18 protein-coding genes are annotated in these 21,253 nt (G+C 37.9%); 3 read left to right on the top strand and 15 right to left on the bottom strand.

All coding sequences use genetic code 11. The features are described 5' to 3' along the window. Positions 1–18: 18 nt before the first annotated feature. The 10 genes from AC4PID_RS12755 to AC4PID_RS12710 all read right to left on the bottom strand — a co-directional run bounded on the left by AC4PID_RS12755 (position 19) and on the right by AC4PID_RS12710 (position 12,857). On the bottom strand, positions 19–903 hold the full coding sequence (locus AC4PID_RS12755; protein ID WP_492132386.1) for a thiamine pyrophosphate-dependent enzyme: 885 nt from the start codon (positions 901–903) through the stop codon (positions 19–21). After that, entirely contained in the window at positions 887–2,554 is a 1,668-nt protein-coding gene (locus AC4PID_RS12750; protein WP_492132385.1) for a 2-oxoacid:acceptor oxidoreductase subunit alpha, read from the bottom strand. Before AC4PID_RS12750 ends, AC4PID_RS12755 begins: the two co-directional genes overlap by 17 nt. Positions 2,555–2,724: 170 nt before the next feature. Further along, positions 2,725–3,294 (bottom strand): hypothetical protein, encoded by a 570-nt coding sequence (locus AC4PID_RS12745; RefSeq protein WP_492132384.1) that lies wholly within the window; start codon positions 3,292–3,294, stop codon positions 2,725–2,727. Between the two features lie 8 nt (positions 3,295–3,302). Then, the gene (locus tag AC4PID_RS12740) at positions 3,303–4,523 is read right to left on the bottom strand and encodes an aminopeptidase (RefSeq protein ID WP_492132383.1); all 1,221 of its coding nucleotides are present in this window, start codon (positions 4,521–4,523) and stop codon (positions 3,303–3,305) included. A 221-nt stretch (positions 4,524–4,744) separates the two neighbouring features. Continuing rightward, complete coding sequence (locus AC4PID_RS12735) at positions 4,745–5,188, bottom strand: MarR family winged helix-turn-helix transcriptional regulator (protein WP_492132382.1); 444 nt, start codon at positions 5,186–5,188, stop codon at positions 4,745–4,747. A 200-nt stretch (positions 5,189–5,388) separates the two neighbouring features. Then, complete coding sequence (locus AC4PID_RS12730; protein WP_492132381.1) at positions 5,389–6,822, bottom strand: PP2C family serine/threonine-protein phosphatase; 1,434 nt, start codon at positions 6,820–6,822, stop codon at positions 5,389–5,391. Then, entirely contained in the window at positions 6,816–7,490 is a 675-nt protein-coding gene (locus AC4PID_RS12725) for a vWA domain-containing protein (RefSeq protein ID WP_492132380.1), read from the bottom strand. Before AC4PID_RS12725 ends, AC4PID_RS12730 begins: the two co-directional genes overlap by 7 nt. A gap of 14 nt (positions 7,491–7,504) precedes the next feature. Then, complete coding sequence (locus tag AC4PID_RS12720; protein ID WP_492132379.1) at positions 7,505–8,950, bottom strand: protein kinase domain-containing protein; 1,446 nt, start codon at positions 8,948–8,950, stop codon at positions 7,505–7,507. Further along, a complete protein-coding gene (locus AC4PID_RS12715; RefSeq protein ID WP_492132378.1) occupies positions 8,947–9,978 on the bottom strand; it encodes a hypothetical protein in 1,032 nt (343 codons plus the stop codon). The genes AC4PID_RS12720 and AC4PID_RS12715 overlap by 4 nt, the downstream gene beginning before the upstream one ends. Positions 9,979–10,169: 191 nt before the next feature. Next, entirely contained in the window at positions 10,170–12,857 is a 2,688-nt protein-coding gene (locus AC4PID_RS12710; RefSeq protein ID WP_492132377.1) for a phosphodiester glycosidase family protein, read from the bottom strand. Positions 12,858–13,066: 209 nt separating this feature from the next. On the opposite strand from AC4PID_RS12710, the gene AC4PID_RS12705 reads away from it, so the two are divergent. The 3 genes from AC4PID_RS12705 to AC4PID_RS12695 all read left to right on the top strand — a co-directional run bounded on the left by AC4PID_RS12705 (position 13,067) and on the right by AC4PID_RS12695 (position 15,750). After that, positions 13,067–14,509, top strand: coding sequence for a sensor histidine kinase (locus tag AC4PID_RS12705; protein WP_492132376.1), 1,443 nt, complete (start codon positions 13,067–13,069; stop codon positions 14,507–14,509). A gap of 38 nt (positions 14,510–14,547) precedes the next feature. Next, on the top strand, positions 14,548–15,240 hold the full coding sequence (locus AC4PID_RS12700; RefSeq protein ID WP_492132375.1) for a response regulator transcription factor: 693 nt from the start codon (positions 14,548–14,550) through the stop codon (positions 15,238–15,240). 66 nt (positions 15,241–15,306) lie between these two features. Further along, positions 15,307–15,750, top strand: coding sequence for a MarR family winged helix-turn-helix transcriptional regulator (locus tag AC4PID_RS12695; protein WP_492132374.1), 444 nt, complete (start codon positions 15,307–15,309; stop codon positions 15,748–15,750). A 95-nt stretch (positions 15,751–15,845) separates the two neighbouring features. On the opposite strand, the gene AC4PID_RS12690 is transcribed toward AC4PID_RS12695, so the two are convergent. From AC4PID_RS12690 to AC4PID_RS12670, 5 genes are all read right to left on the bottom strand, one after another. Further along, complete coding sequence (locus AC4PID_RS12690; RefSeq protein ID WP_492132373.1) at positions 15,846–17,207, bottom strand: aldehyde dehydrogenase; 1,362 nt, start codon at positions 17,205–17,207, stop codon at positions 15,846–15,848. Positions 17,208–17,256: 49 nt separating this feature from the next. After that, positions 17,257–18,216 carry a D-2-hydroxyacid dehydrogenase gene (locus tag AC4PID_RS12685; protein WP_492132372.1) on the bottom strand — a complete coding sequence of 320 codons (960 nt, stop codon included), beginning with the start codon at positions 18,214–18,216 and terminating at the stop codon, positions 17,257–17,259. 84 nt (positions 18,217–18,300) lie between these two features. After that, positions 18,301–19,011, bottom strand: a complete 711-nt coding sequence (locus AC4PID_RS12680; protein ID WP_492132371.1) for an aspartate/glutamate racemase family protein — start codon at positions 19,009–19,011, stop codon at positions 18,301–18,303. Further along, entirely contained in the window at positions 19,004–20,191 is a 1,188-nt protein-coding gene (locus tag AC4PID_RS12675) for a C39 family peptidase (protein WP_492132370.1), read from the bottom strand. Before AC4PID_RS12675 ends, AC4PID_RS12680 begins: the two co-directional genes overlap by 8 nt. Before the next feature lie 18 nt (positions 20,192–20,209). Then, the gene (locus AC4PID_RS12670) at positions 20,210–21,253 is read right to left on the bottom strand and encodes a lipid II:glycine glycyltransferase FemX (protein WP_492132369.1); all 1,044 of its coding nucleotides are present in this window, start codon (positions 21,251–21,253) and stop codon (positions 20,210–20,212) included.

The following is a 21,253-nucleotide window of genomic DNA, read 5'->3' as shown; positions in this document are numbered from 1 at the left end:
ATGCTTTAGAGTCATAAGTTAATCGATCATTCGATGGAGTAATGGATTGATATCCTCTGGTTTTCTAACATAATCAACCAGAGGACGATCGATATGAGGAATACGTTCCATAAAGCTTGGACTTTCCTCACGATAAAGAATACCAATTGGAATGCCTTCATCTCCGAAAGTTTGAGCCAATTCAAAGGCTTTTACTTTATCTGTTACATCGTGATCGGATGCAATTTCAAATACACGTTCCTTGTACCATTTAAAAGTATTCACTTCATTAAACGAAACGCATGGCTGCATAACATCGATAAGGGCGTACCCTTTATGATCAAGTGCAGCTTTTATCGTTTTTTGTAAATGCTTTGGATCGCCTGAAAAACTACGTGCTACAAAAGTACAGCCTAAAGAAATAGCTAGTGCTACTGGGTTGAGCGGTTCATGTCGCATCCCATCAAACTGAAGTCTAGTCTTTTGTCCCAGTGCAGTCGTCGGTGAACCTTGACCCTTTGTAAGGCCATAAATTTGATTATCGTGAACGATATGCACCAAATCCAAATTTCGACGTACGTTGTGCAAAAAGTGATTACCACCTTCGCCATACGTATCGCCATCACCTGATGTCACAAGCATTTTAAAGCTATTATTTGCCGCTTGCGCGCCCATCGCTGCAGGTAAAGCTCTACCATGCAATGTATTAAGTCCATGTGCATGGATATAGTGAGGTAGCTTAGCAGCTTGACCGATCCCCGAAACCATTAAAACATCTTGCGGAGTTAACCCTTCCTCATATAAAACCTGATTGATGCTGTCTAAGATGCTGAAATTACCACACCCTGGACACCAGCTTGTCGGATTATTTGTTACAAATGGATTGTCGTTTTTTACGACATTTAATTTATTTAGATTGACCATTACGAATCACCTCGAATTCATTTATAATATAGTTTGCTGTAAATGGGCGTCCATCGTATTTATTGATAGAAGCCTGCCATCTGACGCCTGTTTCCATCTTTAAAATCTGTCCGAACTGATTCATTGCATTTCCTTCCACGTTGATGATGAAAGGTTTTTTGGAGAGATACGGATCCAAAATGGACTCATTTAAAGGAAAGACATCACTAAAAGCAAGTAATGCAACCTTTTCACCACTCTCAATCAGTGTATCAACAGCCTCTTTCAATGCGCCATAGGTTGAACCCCAACTGATAAACAGCGTTTCATAATCCGCAGCGCCATGGAAAAGTGGTGCTTTTGCTTCTGTGCGAATCGCATCCATACGTTTCATAAATTTGTTTTTGAGTAAAACAGTGGCTTGTTCATCCTCAGTCACGTGGCCATAAGGATCATGTACGTGTGAGTCTGTCATAATAATCGTTTCTTTATCAATTCCCGGATATTTTCTGCCACCACTGATTGCATCATAGTCATAACGTTTATAGTCATCTACCGGTTCAACGGTTAAATATCGTTCATTGGATAATGATTTGGTATCAAAAATAGGGACGCTGTGTGTCGAATCGGCCAAGAGTTGATCCGTTAAAATCACCACTGGTACCTGATATTTATCTGCTAGATTAAAGGCACGGTGTGTCGTGTAAAAAGCATCCTCTACCGTTAATGGCGCTAGTACAATTCTAGCAAACTCGCCTTGAGAAGCGGTTACAACAAAAGCAAGATCGGCCTGTTCAGTACGTGTCGGTAGTCCAGTTGCGGGTCCTGGTCTTTGAACATTACAAACGACGAGAGGTGTTTCACTTACAGCTGCAAACCCTAAAGTTTCAACCATTAGCGCAAAGCCTCCGCCAGAGGTTCCCGTCATCGCTCTAACGCCATTTGAAGACGCACCAACAGCTGCCATAATCCCTGCAATTTCATCTTCAGTTTGCTCAACAATTATGTTCATTTCTTTTTCATTAGCAGATAGATAGGTCATGATCCCTGTTGAGGGTGCCATTGGATAAGCACTATAAAAGCTAAGACCTGCACTTAATGCACCCAGTGCAACCGCTTGATTGCCATTTACTAAGATTCTTTCAGGTTGCTCTTTACTAAAATCAGCTGTGAGGGTTGCTTTTTCATATCCCCACGTAGCAGCAGCTAAGTTTGAAGCATTGACTTCAGGACGCCATTTTTTATTTGTAATACGCTCCAAATTCGATTCAGTCACACCAAAATACTTTAAAACCCAACCAACAGAGGCCATAGCAAATGCGTTTTTTCCTTTTACCTCTTGTGGCATTTCTTCTTTACTAAAAAGAATCGTTTTAACATTGTCATGATTCATTTCACTGATCAACAATCCATCTTCTTTAAGCTGAACAGGTGCCAGTTCATGCGCTTCTTTATTTAGCGCGATAAAAATATCGCCTTGCTCTTCTATGGCATATACGGGATCTGAGCTGACGACAATTGTAGAATAGTTATATCCGCCTCTAACACGAGACATATAATTCTTATAAGAATAAATGCTATAGCCTGAATGCTTTAGTATTTTCTCGATAAACATTTCGACGGTATTAATACCTTCACCCGCCGCTCCTGCTACAATAATTGTTTTTTTCATATAGACTCCTTCTGAAGTTTTGCTTCAGGTTTATTTGATATTTCATATATACCGCTTAAAATTAAAAATACACAAAAAAACATAAAATTACGAATTGTTTACAATTGAGATTGTTTCTCAACCAGAAAAGGTGTTATTGCCGCTTAACCCTGTGACAATAACACCTTTTATTAATCTTTATAAATGAAATTCAAATTGGACATCAGCAATCGTTTGATCAATTTTACTTCTCTGGTTTGATCTGATTCAGAAATAAAAAGTAATGTAAATACCTCCCAAAGAAAAACCCAACCGCCAATAAAGATACCTTCCTTCACAAGTTTAAACAAAATCCCCTCTTCCTCTGGCAAATAAAAATAGCCAACAAATAAGAAAATAATCGCTAAAACTAGGTAATTCAAAATTTTACGATTCATATTTTGTCTCACCTTTAGTGCGCGTTTTAATTTAAACTGATAGAAATTTTCATATGCTTCAATCAGCAATCGTTCTTTTCTCTCATCGTATGCGTTTTTAGGCAAATAAAGATTGATGACAACGCCATATTTAAGCGGAATATCCGATGATGAATCTGTTATAAAATCATCGAACTCATCCTCAATATCTCTTCTTTTAAAAGGAGAGGCATCCCATTCATCATAGACGTCCTCATACGCATCTAAGAGGACGTCGATTTGATACGAATTGTGTTCTGAGTCGTATTTATATACTTCTTGGTAAAATCGTTTTAACTGCCTCATAAAGTCTCCTAAAGGGCAAAATTACCATCCTTAAACACTTGAATCTTTTCACCATTCGCTTTAACACCTACGATTGATAAATCTTTTGTTCCCACCATAAAGTCTTCATGTGTAATCGAATCGTTGATGCCATTTGCTAACAGCGTTGCTTGATCCATTTGATCGCCACCTTTAATGGATACCGGATAAGCTTTACCAAGTGCTAAATGGCAAGATGCATTTTCATCAAATAATGTATTATAGAATAATATACCCATATTTGAAATCGGACTATCATATTGGACAAGTGCAACTTCACCTAAATAAGATGCACCTTCATCGGTTTCAAGTAGTCGTTTTAATTGCTCATAGCCTATTTTTGCAGAATAATCCACTACTTTGCCATCTTTAAAAGTGAGTTCAAAACCATCAATTAGGCTGCCATTAAAGTTTAGTGGCATTGAGCTGACAACTCTACCATTAACACCATCTCTCTTTGGTGCTGTAAACACTTCTTCTGTTGGCATATTTGCAATAAACTCATGACCATCTGGCGTCAAATCAGAACCGCCTAACCATAGATGGCCTTCAGGAAGCTCAATCACCAAATCAGTTCCCAAGCTATTTGTATAATGTAAGGATTTAAAGTTCAATTCATTGAGTAAATCCATTTGTCTTTTTAAATTTAGTTTGTGTGTGTTCCATGATGCCACAGGATCTGGTTCATTAACGCGAACCGCTTCATAAATCGCTTCCCAAAGCTTTTCCATAGCTTCAGCTTCTGTTACGTCAGGGAAAACTTTTTTTGCCCATGCAGGTGTTGGTACAGACGCCACACACCAAACATTTTCATTGTTCATTAACCGATCTCTATATTCAGAAACCTCTGCACTAAATGCTCTTGAAAACTTTTGAATTCTAACAGGATCAACATCTTTAAAGTTCTCAGGATCTGATGCTGAGATGGTTAAAAATGCTGCATCTTGTCTTACATAAGAAAGATAAAACTCCTTTTGCCATGATGGAAAAGTTTCAAACAATGCCTCCGGTCCTTTCAGATAACGGATTCTTGAATAAACCTCATCACTCCAGTTAATAACGACGTCTTTTGCACCCGCTTCAAAACCGATGTCTACGATTTCTCTTGCAAACTCAGCGCATTCAATTGGAGAACGAACGACAAGAATTTGATCCTTTTTGAGGTTGATTCCTGTCTTAACTAACAACTCTGCATATTTTCTTAATTTCATTCTATCACCTCATAGTAAAATTCTCGACCATCGCACCTATGAATTTCAATACTATAAATAATTCATGACATGTCTATCAAAAACAGTCTTAAACTCATATCCGACAAGATCAGCTATTCATAGTTATCAAACAAAAAAAGAATTAGGAAACGATGTCCTAATTCATGTTAACACATTAAAAACGCTCTTTACAAATAAATTTATACGTTTTCTATTAGTTTTTATATAAAGGGCTCTAAAATTCGATTTACTTCACCTAGATGCTCCTGCAAAGCTTCTAGAGTTGGTTCATCCAGCTGTTCGAATTGCTCTTTTAAATAAGCAATAGCATATTGTTTATGCTTTTCAACCTGTTTTTTACCACTAGCAGTCAATGAGATATGAACCACACGTCTGTCTTTCTTTGAGGGTTGTCTTTTTAAATAACCCAGTTTAATTAACTTATCTACTAAAGGTGTTAAGTTGGAATTAATCACATGGATCTCTCGACTAATTTCAGACATGGTCAACTGCTTGTTCTTTGATAGTAAAAGTAGAATCTGTACATGCGAAGGATATAAATCATCCAACTTATACAATTCACTTTCTCTTAGAATTTTTTTATTTAGTAAAGGTACTAAAATCAAAAAATCACTTAAAATGCGTTCAATCATTTGTTCTCTCACACGTTTCACTCCTTCCGCTTTATTTCCCCATCTCATTCATGACTTTATGATAGCCCTTTTTGTCTTAATAGCGTCACTTTTTATATATATACCAAGATATCCGTTATTCAATAATAATAATCATCTTTTTTCAAAAAAACATAAAAAAACTTGCACATTGTGTGCAAGTTTTAGATTTAATAGCACTTTTCCCATAAAATTTAGATCTTAATTTCTATTTGAACGGGAATCCCATAAGCATAAAATTGTGTTTTCGGCTTTACAGTTAGCGTCTTACCGCTAATGATTTGTTCACGTTCGGTTTCCCAAGAGATATTTGATAGGTTCAGAATTCCCCAGATTCTTGGATTCTTAGGATGCTGTACCACTTTACCAATAGGTAAATCTACTGAAGAAGTCATCGGCATCAATTGGTGTAAGTAGATATATGAATTGTGAAACAACTCAAAAGTACCGTTTGCGCCTTTTAAACTTACCATAGGTGCTACTTTGTCCAGGTCGTTATCAAAAATATACTTACCTTGTGTGTAGTCATATCTCAAGCTTCTTTGATGGTCAATAAGCTTTTGTTTCAAGTCTTTCCTATTGTAAGAAAGCAATGACAGATTGACCATCTGTTGCATGATTTGATGGATACGTTCACTGGACATCGACTGCATAGAACCACCACCTACGATACAAATCTCATTATTCGGACAACTAAATAGTCTTTTTAGCGTCAAGAATTTAGGTAAAATATCACCTGACTTTTGAAAGAAATGCTCTAAATTGATTGCCGCTTCGATCCGTTTGTTCATGCCACCCAATAATCCAACGATTAAAGGCTGACACTCCAATGGCGTTTGTTCGTACCAAATGTGCATACTTTCTGAGTAAGGTTTTTTAATTAATTCAGGCTCATAACAAACAATTGCAGTTGTATCATCATGAGAAAACGCACTTGCAGAGTGAACTAGGCTGTTGAGTGTTTCATCCAAATGATTACTAGATGCAAGCTCTCTATAAAATGAGACATCGTCATAAAAGCCACTTGGATAAGCATTTTCAACACCATCGGAGGATAGTCCAACGAGCCTTACTTTTTCATTTAACTCGGTTACAGTTACCTGCATCTCCATCCAAGCATTCTCTTGTATCATAGAAGCTGTTTCGCTAAATGTATAACGATCATCTCTTGCTGTTGGAAAATAAACGTCGCCACTTTCATATACAACAGCAATTTTCCCATCTCCAATTTGTAAACTTGCTATCCACTTTGAAGATAAAACTACCACCAAGAGCGTACAACCAAACTGCTCTATGGACTGAAAATTAGGGTCTTTTAAAACTTCATTGATCCATTTGGCTTGTAATGACATAGAGAGCCTCTCCTCCATGTCAAATTGAATCTGCTCAATTGATATTTCATTTGAAACATGTTGTAGGTAATCACTAAAAACTTCTAGAGCGACTCCCACCGCATATTGAGCACCCAAATGACTAAAAGTATATTTTTCAGATCCATGCCCATCGCTGAGTGCAAGAATCTCAAAACCTTCTAATGTGAGACTACCGCATGCATCTTGATTGGGTTTATTCAGCGTGAGTGGTTTATTTCCCTTTACAGTTGCCCTAGCGACCTCGTACCCTACCAATCGACCTCTTCTAAAACGTCTTCAGATGTAACAACTGGTGGTGGGGGCAACATGCCTTTCATTGGATTGATAGAAGCATTTGAAGCTGCTGTTGATGCCCATCTGATGAAGTTCTTTAGTTCTGCGGCATTTTTCGCTTTAAGCGGCTTTAACTCACCTCTAAAACTATCGCCGATAAACTCCTGAAGTACATCCATATCTGTTTCTGAGCCAATCGCAATTGAAATCCGAATTGCTTTACTGCCCCATTTTGTCGCCTTTAATTTTTTAAGTCCAGCTTCATAATCATCGGTTGGCATACCGTCTGACAGTAGAATCATAACCGGCTGATACCCTCTTTCACCTTGAAAATCGCCTGATAATTTTTCTGCTAAAAGCTCAAAGCCTCTTCCCATATCCGTAACACCCTTCGTTGTAATGTTATCCCATGTGAAGTCTCTGACGTCAACATTCTTAGTAAGCCATCTTGCACCCGTAGAAAACGATAGTGCATGTACCTTAATTGATCCTTCTGCTTCTCTTGCGATTTCTCTGATATGTGGAATTGCCTCTCTTATTGCATTATTAAGTGTTTCAACTTTACCACCATAGCTCATTGAATCCGATGCATCTATTAAAAAGAACAGATGTAAATCTCTATTGCCCATATTGCCTTCTCTTTCGTACATAATTGTACCTCCTATTATTTGATTTGTGTTGCAGCTCTAACTGCACATTGTTTTTCACCCATATATATTTCAAGACCATCCTTAATTGGAACGATGCCGTCTTTGGTAAGTTCTTTTATCTGCCCATCTTTACCTTCATATCGCCACACATCCTCTGATAGGTTTTTAAGTCCCCATATTTCTGGATGTCTAGGATGAATTTCCACCTTAAGATAAGGTGTTTCATAGTCCATAAAGTTTTCAGACTCAACTTGTCCTCGTGTGACCAGTGTATCGTGATTGAGTAGTAAAATTCTTGAGCCAATCTTAATTCTTGGTGGAATTAAAGTCGCTCTTTTACCACAGCTAGGACATAAGGTTTGATTTATGGTTTCTCTATCATAAAACAATTGACTGCCACAGTGATAACAATACATCAGATTTGATTTTAGAGTTAGAAAATCCTGTATCCATATGCTCTCTCGGACTCTGCTGTTAGGATCGTGCAAACCAATTGTAAAGGCTTCAATAAAGCGATTTTTTATAAAAGTGGGATAATGATGCCAATAAGCTTCAGCCATATCCTTTTTCCCCTTTACAGGTCGATTCGTTGCATCTATCGGATCGTAAATGAAGATCGGATTGTGACCGTATAGATCGACAAGCGCTTCATAATCTGCTATTTCAATTTCATATTCCTTTTTGCCTTGAAGTGGATGTTGTAGATGTAACATTCTAAACAAAACCACGGAAAGTGAAAAAAGATCAGTTTGAGAGCTAGGCGGTGCTTCTCCCTTAACAACCTCAGGTGCCATAAACCCCTGTGTGCCCCAAATTTCTGAGCTACTGGTTAGGTTATCAAATGTCACATTATCGTTGTCACAAATTAAAACATCTCCCGTTGAAAAGTCTACAAACAAATTGCCAAACGATATGTCTCTATAACACATCCCTGTCAGATGCAAATCATAAAACCCGCTTGCCATTTGAATACAGGCTTCAATAATGGGTTCCATCCGTTTCACTTTTATTTCACCACTGAAATAATGCGCTAGCTTCGTGTATTTTTTTGTATCAATCAAAGGCATGATGTATCCAAAATTATCTTTTGACTCACCTTCTACAATCATAATTGGCCATATAAATCGGTCGCTTGGTGCACCTTTCATAGCTAGACCCTCAATGGCATGATATTGCTCAGTCGTCGAAGCTTGGCGGCTATACCATTTGAGTGCAAACTGTTCACCGTCACTGGTAACGAGATAGACGTTGCCCTGTCCACCACCGCCGATTTCCTTTAAAACTCTAAATCGACGATCCGCACCGGATACATAGTCTCCAGGGTTTAAATAATCAGACATAAGTGCCTCCTTTTTCTCATAATATGCTGCTTTATCCTGTAAATTCTTTTTTGCTGTTGATGTGCTATTGGCTAGTCTTTGCTGCCTTACAGCTTGTCCCTGTTGCGTCACTATTTTCATATAACCACCTTCGACAATGCGAGATATTGTGCGCCTAACCAAAGTCCAGTCATCAGATAATAAGGCAAAAGAGAACGATAAGCGGTGTATTCTTTGGCGCCTTTAGGTAAACGCATCGCGTAAAAGCCCAATACTAAAAATGATAAAAACAAACATACGCCTATGCCAAACTGTATCACTGTAAAATAGGCTGGTAATTTAGATGATAACGCTGTTAAAATCACCTCTACGCCCAAAAGTACAAGAGGATAGAACCCTAATATGTTCATCTTTTTAATTTTGTTAGCTACAAATGGTGCAAGTGCCATAAGACCACTGATGCTTAATAGAACGATGACATTAGGTTCAAACGATAATGGCCAGCTAAAAAATTGATTTAAGATTGCCCTTGTTTCTACGATGGCACTATTATTGACTAAGAGTGTATAATAGCCAATCGGTAACGCCACTAGTAAAAACAAATATGCCATTAAGTTTTTCTTGTTGCGCACCCATCTTTTATGTCTTTTGATTTGATTTTGTTTAGAAGCTTCATTTAAGTTTATACTTGAACTTTGATTTTGGTTATTTGCGCTTTCAGATTGCACGGGTCTTATATTAGTTTCATTATCCGTTTGAATGTGTTTTTTTGAAAAGTTACCTTGCGTCTGTACGGCAGAAACTATTTTAAGAGCGGGTGCACTTTGTTGCGTCACTTTATTAAAAGACATCGCTCTCATAATCAATCTAATGGTTTTTAAACTCTCGTCTAAAACAAATCCATATTCTTTTGAAAATGCCTGTGCCATTTTTTCAATTTTTTGTTCGTTGACTTGATCTCTCTTTAGTTTGTCAATTTGATCGATATACCCCGCCTTAGCAAGTAATTCCAATCGCATTTTCAATCCATTTTCATATGGGATGAAGTCGTTGAGTAATCCTACAAACTTCTTGGTTTTTAGTTCACTTGAGTCGCATGCATCAAGTGCCGCTTTAATCTTTTTAACGATTTCCTCTTCACTTATTTGTCTTGGCTTAAAACTGAGCATCTTCTCACCTCGTCTTTCTATATCTACTATAAAACAACTGAATCCTCGCTTCTACATGAGTGAGTTTAGTATTGATTTAATATTTTCTAACACCTTTCTAATCAAATCCTTACTTTTGTACAAGACAAAAAAACCTGTGGCAATTGTCTTGAAGACAATAACCACAGGTTTATATGAGCATTGATTTATCACTATTTAATTTCGAAGCTAAGTTTGCCTCCAGAAACGCCAACTTTAAGATAGGTTAGACTCGTGTCACTAGATGGAATCTTTATAACCGTTGCACCTGCAACTTTTGAGAAGTTAAATGTTGCATTTGAAGTTGTAAATAACACTGCCACATCGATGCCACGATCGGTTAAGGATTTAACCTGTTCAAAGAACAAATCTTGTTCCAGCGCATCTGTAAAGGAATACACATCGTTCATAAAGAAAACAACCGGTTTTTTCACACTACCATTGATAAAGGTAGTTAGCTTTGACCACTGAGTATAATCACTCTTACGTATACTAAAGTTATTATTTACCATTGAGACTAAGGTGTAACCATTCATATCTTTAATATTAAAGCTGCTTGATGGCACTACAAATGAATTACCACTGTTTTTAATGAGTGTATCCACTGTTTTGCTGTCTTTCATTTTAACTAAAAACTGTGTAACAGAAGTAGCACCATTTGAAAGTTTATAGTCCGACGGTGTCTTTACACGCGTTACATCTGCTGGAACATTTACACTAAACGCCTTGCTCTGATAAGCTTCAATATTATCAAATTGAATATAGCCAGCATCTTGCTTTGCTGCATCTGTCTCTACCAAATAGAGACGTTCTAAGGTAATTGGTGCAACAAGCTCTTTAGGGAACTCAGCGGTAATGTACTTCCATCCCTTCCAATCCACTTTGCTCGCCAGTGTAATATTACTTGATACACCATTTGCATCTACAACTTTAGCTCTTAACCAATGACTGTTTGCCTCGTCGCCAAGCACCCAAAGACCAAACCCTTGTGCATCCTTAGGAAATGCAATTGGCTTGTTAAGAATTAAATACGCTGCTCTTGTGTCTGTAGATTGTGTAAAATCATAAGTTAGCAGTCCCGATTTTCCAAACTTAGCATTTGCAGTGGTTTCTTGATAGATTCCTGATACAGTTACTGGATAGCCAATAAATGTGCCGGTTGCATTTTCAAAATCTGCGAAAAGTAGCTTTTCTACGCCTGATCCTACAGCTACATAAGCTTTTAAACCATCGTACTCGAATGTTAGATAGCCTTCTTTTACAGTTTGAGGTGCCTTAAAAATTCCTGTTTCAGAATTGAAACTTCCTACCGATGCATCCACACTTGCTTTAACAGAAGTAGAAGCAAGTGATATTTGTTGCCCTTCATCGGTTATAACGGAAAAATAGAGTGGTTTTTCTTGTCCAGCTTCAGGTTTAATTACTGACGAAGAAACGACCAATTTAACCGCATTGTTTTTTATTTCTATTGGCGTTTCAGCAATTTGACCACCATAGCTTGCTATTATTGTACCCTTTCCTGTAGAGGTTGGCTTGAAAAAGCCCTTTTCAAAGGTACCTGTAACTCCAGAAACCGACCATTGAATTTGATCTGGGTCCACTTTCAGAGGATTATAATTTGTATCACTGGCAAGAAGACTAATTGCTACTTTCTCATTTAACAACATCACTTTTGATTTAAGGCTAATTTGGATTTGTCTTAATACAGGATCATCTACGAGTATCTTACGAATCGCTAATCCAGTATACATTTTCCTTTCAACTTGATCAGATGGATAATTTACAGTGCCAACATTACCTGTGAAAGGAGAAGTCGTTACCATCTGAGTGGAACCGCCACCATCTAAATTAATTGCCTCATATGCGCCAAGTTTAATCAACAAATTAGCAAGCTCGGTTTGTGTAACGCCTCTATATGAAGCGGTTCTACCGTCTACAGTTACTAGAATAAGATGTTTTCTATCTTTTGTAATTCCAAGTCCAGTACGGGGATGAGCGCCCGTAATATTCTGCGTAAACGCAGACATTACCTTCCCATCTTTAACCAGCTGCGTGCCACCACCTACGCTTAAATCAAGATATCTAAAGTTAACATCATATTTGATATTAATTGAATCGCCTACTTTGAAATGGCTACTCATTTCTGTTATATCAGTACCTACTGAAGCGAGAACAAACCCATTTTTAGGTATTGTAAACGGCTCACCAGATCTTCTTATTTCTTTAATGACGCCTTCTTGAACTAAGATTTCTAATACATCTGCACCTAACGTTTTGCCATATGATTTTGCTGCAAATGTGCTATCAAACATAATCGTCCTATTATATGCAAGATAGGGCTTATTAATATAGCTTAGTGTTTTAGAATAAGAGCCATTACTAACGATGTTTTTCGGTGTGTTGATATAAGCAACATAGGGGATGCCTGTTCCCGAAATGTTAAATGATGCAAAATCCGGATAACCAATACTCGTACTGAGTATTTCGCCTTCTCTTACGAGCGTTCCCATGGTTGTGCTATTGCTTGTATCAAAAAAATCACTGTTAATTGCAGCGACAATGGTTTTATCCTCATTGTTTTTCTTCACTAAATTGGTTAATGTATCCCGAGATGAAAAGTAAGTGTCAGTAACGACTGTCATATCGACATTTTTCTCGAGATCAATTCGAAGGATGTTCATATTGATCCATCCTTCATCTGTGTATATCTTGAGATTTTCATGCGTCATACCATCGGCATACGCCGTTTCACCAGTTGACTTTTCCAATATTTTGTTATATGCCATGCTCGGTAAATTGACCACGCTCATCGCCAATGAAAGCATGGCAATCGCAGCAGTTACCCTAAATTTTCTCTTCATGAAATTCTCCTTTTGTCAGTAAAAACTTATATGTCACAATTGCTATCATTATACTAGAAACATGTTGCACCCTCATGTTAATTGAATTAAAATCACATGACAAATTTGGTAAGTTCTTGTCATATTTCTTTATAAAATCGTTATTTCGCACTTTAATATGAAATAGGCTATAATAAAGTTAGCACGAAGATTATTTAAAGGGGTATATCATGAAAATAAGAACCAAATTTATCATATCTTTAATTTTGTTGGTTTTACTACCTGCAATATTCACCTTATTTATCACCAATAACTTTTTTAGTGACAATTTAGATTTCGTGCACTTTTTTGATACTTATTACGATATCTTCAACAACTTCTCTGAAGTTTCATCGGAGTTTGAGACCTATGTTACGCCTTATTCAAACTCACCTGATTACTTTTTAACCGAGGAGTTTAAGAATTATGCTTATGAAAATTTTAATACCGCGTTTCTAAGTGTCGAAGTTTATGATAATAATGTTTTGGCATTCACCACTTATAGCGATGAAATCAGTCATCTCAACTGGATTGAACGTCAACTCTTTAAACGTTTATCCTCTGATCAACCTATGGTAAAATATTCTTTGATGCATCAGCATTTTGAAACATTAACTTCAGGTACTATAGATATTAAACTCATTATCGATAGTTCTAGATTGGAGCTGGCTTATAAAGTATTTGAAAAAGTGTTCTTTATCCTTTATGGTGCCTTTAATCTTTTATTGCTCGCGATTTTACTTTCTTGGATTTCGAATCCAATCAAGCGTGCCATCAAACGATTAACCTATACCACGAATGAAATCAGACGTGGCAACCTCAGTGCTCGCCTGTCCTATGAGGATGAGGATGATTTCTTTGAACTCGCAAAAAGCGTTGAGAGTATGCGTGAATCCTTAGAGCTTTCTGTAGAAAAACAGCACCGATTAGAAATTGAAAAGAAGGAACTCATCGCAAATATTTCTCATGATTTGAGAACACCGATCACTTCAATCAGAGGATATGTTCAAGGTTTGAAGGATGGCGTTGCTAGAACTGAAGAGACACAGCGCGAATACTTGGAAACCATAGAATCTAAGACCTATATGATTGAAAGCTTACTCAATGATCTCCTGGATATCACGCGCTACGACACCAATACCATTAAGCTCAATAAGCAAATCGTCAATTTAAAAGACTTTTTAATGGACTGTGTCGATGAACTTGAAAGTGATGTTACTAAAATTGGTGGCAAGTTATCGTTACACTTTATTATTAAAGACACACAGGTTGAGGTTGATCCTGAAAAGCTAATGCGTGTCTTTATCAACATCATTGAAAACTCAATTAAATACAGGAGCGATAAACCGCTTGAGGTCGTGATTCTAGCAAATCAAGACGACGATGGTGTTTTTATAAATGTTTCTGATAACGGCATAGGTGTTAAAGAAGAAGATCTATCAAAAATCTTTGATCGATTTTTTAGAAGTGACAAATCTAGAAACCTCGATATTAAGGGGAGCGGAATTGGCCTTAGCATATGCCGTGAGATAATTGTGGCACATGGAGGTAAAATCAATGCTTTTGGTAACGACTCAAATGGATTAACCATGTCGATACGTCTAAAAGCCCTTGAAATACATGATAAAATTTAATCGACATTCAGTCGAAAAGTAGATAGAAAGAGGCAATTATGGAAAAAATACTGGTAATAGAAGACGATAAGAGTATCGCTAGACTTCAGCGTGATTACCTTGAAATCAACGGTTATGAAGTCGTCATCGAATCCACTGGAGACATTACAAAGATCATCCCACTTCTTGAGGGCGTTTCTTTAGTAATTCTCGACCTTATGCTACCCAATGGTGATGGCATCGAAATTTGTAAACGGATTCAATCCTTAAAAGATATTCCAATCATCATCGTATCTGCTAAAAATCAAGATATGGACATCGTATTAGGATTAGGCGTTGGGGCAGACGACTATATGACGAAACCGTTTAGCACCAATGAGTTAATTGCAAGAGTAAAAGCACAACTTAGGCGTTATGGTAAAATGAAAAGCGCTGGATCAACCACATTCGATGATGCTAATATTGTTATTCGAGAATTCATGATTAATGAAATGACAAAGACTTTTTCAGTCGGTGGAGAGACATTAGAATTAACACCTAAGGAGTTCGATATCATTCTATTGCTTGCCAAAAATCGTGGTCGAGTGTTTTCAAAGGAAGAGATCTATGAACGCGTTTGGAAATTTGATTCTTTAGGTGATGCTTTCACTGTAACCGTTCACGTCAAGCGTATAAGAGAAAAAATTGAAGTCCAAGCGCCAAATACGCCTCTTATAGAAACGGTTTGGGGCGTCGGTTACAAAATCATTTAGTTGACAGTTTTAAATTAATTGCGTACAATTAAATTGACCGAATAGATATGGTCAAAGGAGTATGCGATGAATTATGATGCTTTAAAATTAAAAAATCAGTTGTGTTTTCCGCTCTATGCGGTTTCAAAAGAAGTCACACGACTCTATAAACCTTTTTTAGATCCACTTGGCTTAACGTACACGCAATACATTACAATGATGGCATTGTGGGAAACAGATGGTATCAATGTCAAATCTCTTGGTGAACGACTTTTCTTAGATTCAGGGACCTTAACGCCACTTTTGAAAAAGCTTGAGGCTCAAGGACTTGTAACTCGCACGCGTTCTAAGGACAATGAAAGAAATGTTTTCATTACTTTGACTGACGCTGGCTGGCAGCTGAGAGACCGTGCAATCAAAGTGCCCGAGCAGTTGATTAAATGTTTGAAAATTGAAGCGGATGATGCACAGGTCCTCTATCGAATTCTCAACAAGCTACTTGACCAAGGCATTCAAACTGAATCAAAATAATTAAATTACTGAACTGAATGATTATATGTAAAAACTGCTTCTCGTCACCTAAGACTTGAAGCAGTTTCTTTTTGATTTATAATTGAACTTAATCTTTATTTCAAGATTTTCTTAATCAGACTTACCTTGTTTTTATAGGGTGGATAGGTTAAGTGATTGCTTAATTTAGTGCTTCTTTTTAGGATTGTCTTTTTGTGAGTAAAGGTCTCAAAGCTTTCTTTGCCATGATAAGATCCCATTCCAGAGTGACCAACCCCACCAAATGGTAAAAATGGTGTCGCTACATGCATCAAAGTATCGTTAATACATCCACCACCAAATCTTATGTTATCAACCACATATTCTTGAACCAGTTGATCTTCACTGAATAGATAAAGTGCAAGAGGTTTCTCACCTCTTGAAACCGTGTCTATTACCTGCTCAAGTGAATCATAGGTTAAAATCGGTAGAATTGGTCCAAAAATTTCTTCCTGCATCACTTGATCAGACCAAGTAACTTCAGTCATGACTGTTGGCGCAATGTATTTATGTGTAAGATCATACTGTCCACCATGAATCACTTTATCATGATCAATCAATCCGATTAAACGGTGCATGGCTTTTTCATTGACGATTCTACCATAATCAGGACTTTGTATCGGCAATGGTCCATAAAACTCAAGTATGGTCTCCAAAAGGTGTGCTTTAAAGGCTTCACTGACCTCTTTGTGTACATATACGTAATCAGGTGCAATACACGTTTGACCAGCATTTGAAAATTTACCCCATGCGATTCGCAGTGCTGCAACTTTAAGATTGGCATCTTTATGAACAATAGCAGGACTCTTACCGCCTAATTCAAGAGTTACAGGAATTAAGTTCTCTGCAGCCGCTTTCATCACAACTTTACCCACATTTGGACTGCCGGTGAAGAAAATATAGTCAAATCGCATTTTCAATAAGGCTTCATTGACGTCTCTTCCACCAGTGACAACCGCTACGTATTCAGGCTCAAAATAAGCCTCAATCATTTCCTTAACCACCTTCTCTACACTTGGCGTATAATCTGAAGGTTTGAGTACTGCTGTATTTCCCGCTGAAAGGGCACCAATTAATGGTTCTATTAACAACTGAAACGGATAGTTAAACGGGGCGATAATCAAGACAGCACCATAAGGATCATATTTGACTTCACCCGTTCCAGGCTGCAGATAAAATGGCAGTCGAATGCTTGGTTCCTTACTCCACTTTTCCAAATGCTTCACCGTATGTTCAATACTATGTAGAACATATCCGATTTCAGTAGAATAGGCTTCAAACTCAGATTTACCAAGGTCAGTCAATAATGCATGTGTCAATTTTTTTTCAAAGACCTGAACAGCTTCCCTTAGTCTTTCCAATTGCTTGATTCTAAATGGGATTGGGCGCGTTGCACCACTACGGAAGTATTCATTTTGTTTTAATAGTATTTGTTCCACTGTATGACCTCCTTATTTGAATCCATTACCTCATATATGCCCTATTTTTCTAAGGATTAACCTGATTGATGCTTTTTCCTTCTAGAAAGGATTTCAAATTATCTACTGCAATACCAAGTAATCTGCCTCTTGCTTCAACAGGTGCCCATGCGATATGAGGGGTAATATGACAGTTTGGTATATCGTAAAGTGGACTTCTCTCTTTTGGTGGTTCTACCGCCATAACGTCTAGTCCAGCGGCATAGACCTTTCCACTTTTAAAAGCATCCAATAAGGCAGACTCATCAATTAACGGCCCTCTAGAAGTATTGATGATAATTACGCCCTCTTTCATCTTTGAAAATGCTTCATGATTTAAGATGTTTCTCGTCTCATCGGTCAATGGGCAATGTAAACTGATCACATCTGATGATGCCAATAATTGGTCAAATGAAACATAATCAAAGTCACCACCTATGAGCTCTGGCTTAGGTCTTGGGGTATATGCGAGAACGCGCATACCAAACGCCTTTGCAATTTTTGCGGTTTCAACACCAATTCGACCAGTGCCAATAATACCCAATGTTTTCCCAGCAAGCTCAATCAATCTTTGATTCCAATAGCAAAAATCAGCCTGTCGATTCCACTTACCTTCGCGAACTGAAGCGACATGATCTGGTATATGATGACAAATTTCAAGTAAATGGGCGAAAACAAATTGCGCAACCGCCTGAGTGCCATAGGAGGGTACATTTGTAACGACAATCCCCTTCTCTTTTGCGTAATCCACATCGACAATGTTAAACCCCGTTGCCAACACACCTATATATTTAAGGCTAGGAAGCTGATCAATGGTTTCTTTGCGAATTAAGGTTTTGTTCGTAAAAAGGATTTCTGCTTCAAGGCTTCTTTCAACCACTTGATCTCGCTCAGTTCGCTCATAAATTGTGACCTCACCTAATGCCTTTAAAGGCGCCCACGATAAATCACCAGGGTTTAACGTTCTGCCATCTAATACGACAATTTTCATAAGATCTCCTTCCTAAAATAAATTATAAAAAATCCTGATTTCAACTTGTCACATCGTACAGAAGAAATCAGGATAAAATACTTATTAACGATTGATGACCATTTTACCACTGTAAGTGATAGAGCGCTCTACTAAAACGTCCATCGCGTCGATGACTACAGGTCTAATGTTTTCACTAATTGGAATTAATGAAAGCTCTGTACATGCTAATATGACGCAATCACAGGCATACTCACCCATCATTGTTGCTACGATGGTTTCAAAATTGGACACATCGGCAAAACAATCCGCTTTAATATCATAAATGGTCTTCATGACAGATTCCTGAAGTGCACCCTCTGGTTTGACAAAGATTAATCCTTCTTGAAGACACGCATTTTCATAGGTTTTCGCATGAATGGTGCCATTCGTCGCAAGAATCCCTACTCGTGTTCCAACACCAAATCGATTTTTTATTTCAATTGCGGTTTCTTCCACCATATCGATAATATGCACTTTCGTCATTGCCTTCATTTGAGGCATAAAATAATGAGAGGTGTTGCATGGAATCGCAATATGCTGTACGCCGATTTGTTCTAGCATGGTGATATCTTTTCCAATTTGAACTAGGAAACTATCATATTGACCCGATAAAATCGCTTGCGTGCGATCTTGCATCGTCGCATGACTGAGCACAATCATATCCAAATGGTCCTGATCCTTTGATGCATCTGTTTTTTCAATTATGCGCTCATAATAGACAGAGGTTGCAAGAGGACCCATACCGCCTATTACACCTAAAGTGTAATTACTCATTATCTAACTCCTTAACGATCATCGCTCTTGAGCCCAAGCTCTCAAAGCTAGCAAATAAAGTCGCTTTATCGTAAATCATATTGCCTTGTAGTGGGTCCATCACATAAAGTTGATCCCCCACATAGCCATAAATCACCATACAATGAAGATTTGTCGCAGCACTAAAATAAGAATCATCTGCCTCAAGATACCAACCATAGCCGTAGTTTGCCAAGCTCAAATCTCTAGTTGCCCAAATCCCTACAGGATGACCAGATGCCACATATGACATAATCTCTTCTTCTGAGCTACCTGTTAAATCAATAGCTTCATAGCTTGCTGATTGATCACGTAAATAGCCATTTGCTGCTTGTACTGTCGGTCCAGCATATACAAACCAACCTGCAGGATCAGCCGGGTCACCAGAAAAAGCCTTGTTAGGATCTGCGCCATAAAGGTTGCCATTTTTTCTAAAGAAAGGCGCCTTTGGTAAGTAATCATTTGAAAGGGTTACCTTATCTACGTCAAATTCATAAAAATTCAATATCGATGTTAGCGCAGTGATTTCACAACCATTTGGAAGTTCAGGTTTTTGTAACAATTCAGGTAAATTAAGTGTCATGTCTGTTACAGTCGCTTGACCTAAATCATTTACCGTATAACTGACTACATAAGGTTTAACTGCTTCTGTCATATGCAGTTCCATGATAGGTGCTGCCATTTCAAAGACAATCTCTTCTTCATTGACAACAAACGGATCCACAGATTCGGTTTGAACCAATCGATAAGCTTGTCTATAATCTACCGCTATCGTCGTTGCAGTTCCATCGGCACCGGTAACAACTGTATCTATAACCTCATGTGTAATGGCATCTCTTAGTTCAAAGGTTAAACCTGCTAAGCCTTTACCACTCTTTGAATCTTCGGTAACCACTTTAACACTGCCTTGTTCTTCTTTTCCAGTGATTAAATTAATCATTTTATCGACGATGTCTTTAATCGCTTTACGATCCACAGTTTCATCCATTTTCGCAATCACGCGAGGGTCATTTGGTTTAATACCTATATCCTCTGGAATGTTTCCTTTTAATAACCCTATATCAATTAACACACCACTATTGTAAACCATTATTCCAATTAAGACGATTACAGCTACAACTAATATTGGCTTAAAAGGAACTGGATTTCTTTTTCTTCTCATTTCGGTCTTCTCCTTACACTATCCATTTCTGAGTAGTTTGATTTTAAGTCTTTGAAGTCTTGGATAGACCTCTGTAAACAAATTATAGATCACGGGCTTATAAACCTTATCGATTTCTCCGATAAGTTCAGTTACCCCTTCTTCACGACAAAAGCCCTCTTTAAATTTATATAGGCCATCCTCTTTGTTGAGTTCAAATACGCCACCAAAGTCATATCGTTTGATACCTGTCTCAAGTCCCCATAAAATCATTTCCCATTGCATTAGGTAATTGGGCATCAAGTTGCGTTTCTCGTTTGAGCTAGCACCATAGATGTACCAGAGCTTATCGCCATAACAGATACCGATTGCACCCGATAAGACATCGCCCTCATGTTCAGTGAGATAGATGCGAATGTTACCTTCAAATGCCTTCATCATCGCCTCGAAGTAGTCGTAACCACGTATGACGAGACGGTTGCGTTTGGACATGATTTCATAAAGCTCATAAAATTTCTTCAAATAAGCTTCAGAGGTATCGTAACTGACGGTCACGCCTTTTCGCCTTGCAAGGTTGATGTTGTATCTTGTTTTTTGACTAAATCTCGCAAGTAAGGTTTCTTCGGTATCGCCGTCTAAATTTAAAATCATATTATAGATGGGTTGTATGAGCGCATTTTTATCAACGCCACGTCCTCTAACTTTAAAGCCTTCGTTTTCGTAAGTAGTTACGAGTTTTTCATCATAGGTCACTTCTGGATCAAATCTCAAAACAAAAGCCCGATTCTTTTTAGCAAAGGCGTTAATTTCAGCAAGTAATGCTTTAAGCGTTTTAAAATCTAGCGGGTCGCAAACGGGACCCCTTGGTGCATATAAAAGGGCAAAGCCAAAGGTGCGTTTGATCAGTATCGACATCGCACCTGTGAGTTGTCCATCTTCTTCTGTATAAAACTGAACGTCTTCCCATCCGCGTTTTACAATCGACCAGTTCATATCCTGAGTCGCAGTGGCAAAGGGGGATCCTTGAACGAAGTCTTGATACGCCCTAACCTGCACGCGGTTGGTTTTATCTAATAACGGCAT

Source organism: Fusibacter sp. QWL-12 (assembly GCF_058683495.1).
This window is presented reverse-complemented; position numbering and strand designations above follow the sequence as displayed.